Genomic DNA, 4860 nt, shown 5'->3' with positions numbered 1-4860 from the left:
CCTTTAAATTTGAGCCGCATAAAAGAGCATGAAATTGGGAGTAGCTAAAATACATGCAAGATACAACCAACAATAGCTAACAAAGATTCCTATGTCGCGTTTGGTACCTTTATGCAGAAAGACCCGTTATCAAGCTTTATCTTCCATACTACTTGATTACCGCAATGTTTACGCGCTAACTCATAGAGTCTCCGCTCAGTTGGTTTACGCAATCTAAAATAATCTTTGTCTATTGTAAGAACTGCATCACCAACAATCGAATTATAAAACCAATCGGACAATCTAACTTCGATAGCGATAGCCTTACCGTTGTCATTCTCTTTAACTGTTTTCCACGCATCTATAAGTCCAAACTCTTCTGTAGTCTCAACTTTATTGGTCTTGATATTAGTCTGAATAACTGTACCCTTTAGCCGTTCCAAGCCCTCTTGCATCTGCGTATACTGGAACCCACCAGTACCTTTATTTGTAGCAACAAGATAATCATAGCTAGTAAACCTAACTGTTTTAGATATTACTTCACCAGAATTCTTTGCGCACATTAACGAACTGGATAGATACAATAGAATATCCTTATCAAGAATCGTCGCTAAGCCTGTATAGCTAGGCTTAATCTTTATTTTGATACCCTTATACTCATAGCTTAAAACTCGGTGGTCAGGTTTCTTAGACAGGCTAAAAACAGGATGTTCCATTGATGCTATGTCGTCTTTGAACGAATCAAAAACATCACAGATGAAGAAGTCCTTATTTCTATGCCTATCAGGTAGTAATGAATTGTTCATAAGTATCGGTGTATTAATAACTATGGAATGATTTTTATCATACACTTACTATCGGCGTATTAAAAACTTTATGCCTAAACCACAATACTTTTTATCTTAATTGAACAAACTAATTTTATGTCGTAGAAGTCTAACCAAATGTCGTAGAAGTCTAACCATTAAAAAGTTATAAGCCTTATGTGTCAAGGCATACAGAGCTTTTTTTTATCCTGTAACTTATATTAACTATCTTTAACTTATCTAACTTAGTAATTTTTTATTTTTTTTCATTTTAAAGTTAAAAACACAAGACAAAAATAACGATCAACATTGATATAAATCTGAAAATTTATTTTTAAGTTACCTTTTTATTATTTTACTTTTTCCTCCAAAACTTTTGAGTATTGTAAGTAAACATGAATAACAATCTTATTTTGATAGCTTTGGTACAACGTTCAATGCTTCATAATCATTCTTTAGCAAGCAATAGCATGATTTTAACGCGTTAAACCTGCTCTCTTGTAGTTTAGTAAAAACATCAAAACCGTTAAATCATATACAGTTTTTTTTGAATAATATTCTTAAAGGCGGCTGGGAACTTAAGTAAGAAGTATTGTTAAGTAATCTTTTTTATGATATAAATATAGCTGTAATTTTTATATAAATCTAGCTGCTATAATGACAATATGTATAAGTTTTATCTCACAAAAAGGTGGGGTTGGTAAGTCAACTCTAGCCAGAGGATTAGCTCGTGAAGCTAATAATCAAGAGCTAACAGTTAAGGTGGCTGACTTAGATACTCAGCAAGGTACTATCGTTAACTGGCATCGTAGGCGCTTAGATTTAAACTATAAACCCATTGGCTCAGTAGAATCCTTCAAGACTGCAGAGCAGGCATTACAAAACATTAGTCATTATGATTTGTTAATTATTGATGGTCCAGCAAGAGCCAGTAAAGCTACCTTAGATATAGCCAGGCAGTCAGATATTGTCATTCAACCCACTGGGGCAAGCATGGATGATCTAGAGCCTGCTATATTGCTATTCCATGAATTATTTAAAGCGGGAATACCAAAATCAAAGTTATTCTTTGCCTTATCCAGGATTGGTACTGATTCCGAATTAGACGCTTGTAAAACTTATCTTATTCAAACTGGTTATGGTGTTTTAGCTGGGTGTTTGTTTGAAAAACCTTCCTATAGACAAGCTCAAAATTTAGGGCTGTCAATAACAGAAACCTCTTACCAATCTTTAAACAAAAAGGCTGATGAATTAATCCAATCCATCGTCGATGCAATTAAAAGTGAATAATGGCTGATCTATCGAAATTTAAGAAAAAGAACTTAGGGACTCCACCTTCATTAAATGATGCAGGAAATAATTTAAGTGCGCCTGAAATAGCACCCGTAGATAATGAGTATGTTGATGGTAGAACTAAACGAAAGACAGGTAGGACTGAACAGTTAGCAACTCGTGTTACCCCTGAGTTTCATAAAAAAGTAAAAATGTTAGCCGCTAGGGATGAACTAAAGATCGTTGAATTGATAGAGAAAGCCATTGATCTTTATGAAAATAAACACGGAAACATATAAAACTAGCTGCTATATAGGTAGCTAGTTATAAAGGTAGCAGCTATTACTATAGCTGCTATATATATAGCATATAGTTTTTGAGATAAAGAAATGACTGAGGCCACAAATAAATTCTATAACCAGGAAATAACGACAGATATTGAATACTTGTTTAGCAAGGCTTCCTCCCTTAATGACAAAATAAATTCATTAAAAAGTAATGATGATTCGCTTTGGAATATCATTGCTAAAAAATTAAAAGTTGATTGGACTTATAATTCAAATAGCATTGAAGGAAGTACCCTTACTTTAGGCGAAACATTTTTTTTTATCAGTGAAGGTTTAACGGTTGAAGGGAAGCCATTTAAAGATTTTCTTGATGCTAAAAACCATGTTGAAGCGATTGATTATCTTTATGAACTCGTCAGTAATAAACGGGATATTAATGAATATGTATTAAAAGAAATCAATGCTTTGTTGCTATCAGGAGTTACCTATACCGTTGCACAAAATAGTCAAGGTGAGAAAGTCAAAAAAAGACTGACATCAGGTGAGTATAAAAAGCAGTCCAATCACGTTTTACAGACTGATGGAACAATCCATTGGTATGTTGACCCAATGAATGTAAAAGATCAGATGGAAGATCTTATTACTTGGATTAATGACAAAAAAAATAAGTTACATCCACTTTATATAGCCGCAGTAGCTCATTATAACCTAGTTCGTATTCACGCTTTTGATGACGGCAATGGCAGGGGAGCTAGAATATTGATGAACCTTATTTTATTAAAAAATGGCTTTTTCCCTGTTGTCGTTAGAAATGATAAGAAAAGGATGTATCTTGATGCCTTATCTAAAGCTGATAACGGCGACTTAATACCCTTCATTCGCTTTATTAGCACTGAACTCATAGAGACTTATGAAAAGGTTATTAATGACTTAACATCAGAAAAATAAAGACGTCCTTCCTAAAAGGAAGAAATCATCAATGATTTATTATATAAATCTAGCTGCTATTAAACTATAAGCTATATAAAAATTCACTTTGTCAACTCAGGGCTAAAAGCCCCTGAGTTAAAAATCTCTTGGTTTGAGCGTTTTTAAAATTATATAAAATAAATCAATAGGCTAAATTTACTGGTCTATTGAGTGCTTTTAGCTAAAACACTACTTTTATTAAAGTTCGCATAACGGGGTCTTATGTTAAAAACTCGGGGTAAGGCAAAACGAAGGTGCCGAGATACGTTCGCAAGTTTAAAGAAAACCTGATTAAAGTACTGATTTTTATTTTAGCGGCTGCTACCTGATGGTAATTACGACTGTCACATAAACGCTCGTTTAGGTGATAATGATTTCCTGAAATGAATCCTGTATGAATTCTAAATAACCTCTATTAAATAAAATGGAAAAACAGTGATCTCAAAAAAAATATTAATAATAGGTGGCGGATTTTTTGGAATGTATCTATCTGAATACTTTGCGAGACAGGGGCATGAGGTAATGCTTTCTGAAAAAGAAGATAATTTCATGCAAAGAGCTTCGTATGTGAATCAAGCGCGAGTGCATAATGGTTATCATTACCCTAGAAGTATATTGACGGCTTTACGCTCAAGAGTTTCATTGCCAAAATTCTACGAAGAGTTCAGAGACTGCATTGATGATACGTTTGATAAATATTATTTAATTTCTAATATACAAAGTAAGATTTCTGCCCATCAATTCGAGAACTTTTGCAGCCGCATCGGTGCTGTGTGTGAACCAGCTCCACATAAAATAACAAGTTTAGTTGATCCGCATTATGTGGAAGCGGTTTTTACGACTAAAGAGTTTGTATTTAATGCAGAAAAATTAATGCAGAAAATGTTAGATCGTATAGGAGATGCTGGCGTTCAATATCATCTGAATCAGAAGGTACAATCTGTAAGAGAGGTGAACGGTAAGTTACTTATACAAGCCTACTCATTAATAGATGAAATTGAACTAGAGCCTATTGAGGTTGATGAGGTGTTTAACTGTACCTACTCAATGATCAATCAAGTTATTAATGATTCGGGCTTAGATATGATCCCTTTAAAACATGAGTTAACAGAAATGGCATTAGTTAAAGTACCTGAGGTACTCAGCCATTCTCCCGCAATAATTTATTCATCTAAAGGTGTACACTTCAAAATCGATGGAAGGTCAATGCATGAAAGGTTTCCTGAATTAAAGAATTTCATACTAGAAAAATATACGAAAGAACAATGTAAATATGAATATTGCATCCGATATTTATAGGCAAGAAGTTATTTTTCATAAGAGCTATTAAAATTAATATAGAAAGGAGTGAATTTGTTGATTAATATTTCAATAATTTTGTTAAGTTTATTAATGTCCTCAACTGCACATGTGGCCTTAAAAAAAGGAATGATGACTCATGCTTTAATATCTGAAAGGCCTGATGGGATTATTGCTTTAATCTGGACTGTAGGAACAAACCCGTGGGTATTGGGAGGTATGTTTTTACATGTCAGTGCTTTAGTCGT

At 33.6% G+C, this 4860-nt stretch carries 5 protein-coding genes and 1 pseudogene; 5 read left to right on the top strand and 1 reads right to left on the bottom strand.

Going from position 1 to position 4860, the window contains the following annotated elements:
• Positions 1–89: 89 nt before the first annotated feature.
• A complete protein-coding gene (locus BTHERMOSOX_RS09335) occupies positions 90–785 on the bottom strand; it encodes a replication initiator protein A (protein WP_138120833.1) in 696 nt (231 codons plus the stop codon).
• Between the two features lie 657 nt (positions 786–1442).
• On the opposite strand from BTHERMOSOX_RS09335, the gene BTHERMOSOX_RS09330 reads away from it, so the two are divergent.
• From BTHERMOSOX_RS09330 to BTHERMOSOX_RS09310, 5 genes and pseudogenes are all read left to right on the top strand, one after another.
• Positions 1443–2075, top strand: coding sequence for a ParA family protein (locus tag BTHERMOSOX_RS09330; protein ID WP_138120831.1), 633 nt, complete (start codon positions 1443–1445; stop codon positions 2073–2075).
• Complete coding sequence (locus tag BTHERMOSOX_RS09325; protein ID WP_138120829.1) at positions 2075–2356, top strand: hypothetical protein; 282 nt, start codon at positions 2075–2077, stop codon at positions 2354–2356. Before BTHERMOSOX_RS09330 ends, BTHERMOSOX_RS09325 begins: the two co-directional genes overlap by 1 nt.
• 90 nt (positions 2357–2446) lie before the next feature.
• Positions 2447–3292, top strand: a complete 846-nt coding sequence (locus BTHERMOSOX_RS09320; RefSeq protein WP_138120827.1) for a Fic family protein — start codon at positions 2447–2449, stop codon at positions 3290–3292.
• Positions 3293–3748: 456 nt separating this feature from the next.
• Positions 3749–4612 (top strand): FAD-dependent oxidoreductase, encoded by an 864-nt coding sequence (locus BTHERMOSOX_RS09315; RefSeq protein WP_138120825.1) that lies wholly within the window; start codon positions 3749–3751, stop codon positions 4610–4612.
• 54 nt (positions 4613–4666) lie between these two features.
• Positions 4667–4860: pseudogene (locus tag BTHERMOSOX_RS09310) on the top strand (hypothetical protein); the annotation flags it as partial.

The sequence above is a fragment of the Bathymodiolus heckerae thiotrophic gill symbiont genome (assembly GCF_900128515.1).
In the GTDB taxonomy this organism is placed as follows: domain Bacteria; phylum Pseudomonadota; class Gammaproteobacteria; order PS1; family Pseudothioglobaceae; genus Thioglobus_A.
The sequence above is the reverse complement of the archived record's forward strand: the minus strand, read 5'-3'. Positions and strand labels throughout refer to the sequence as shown.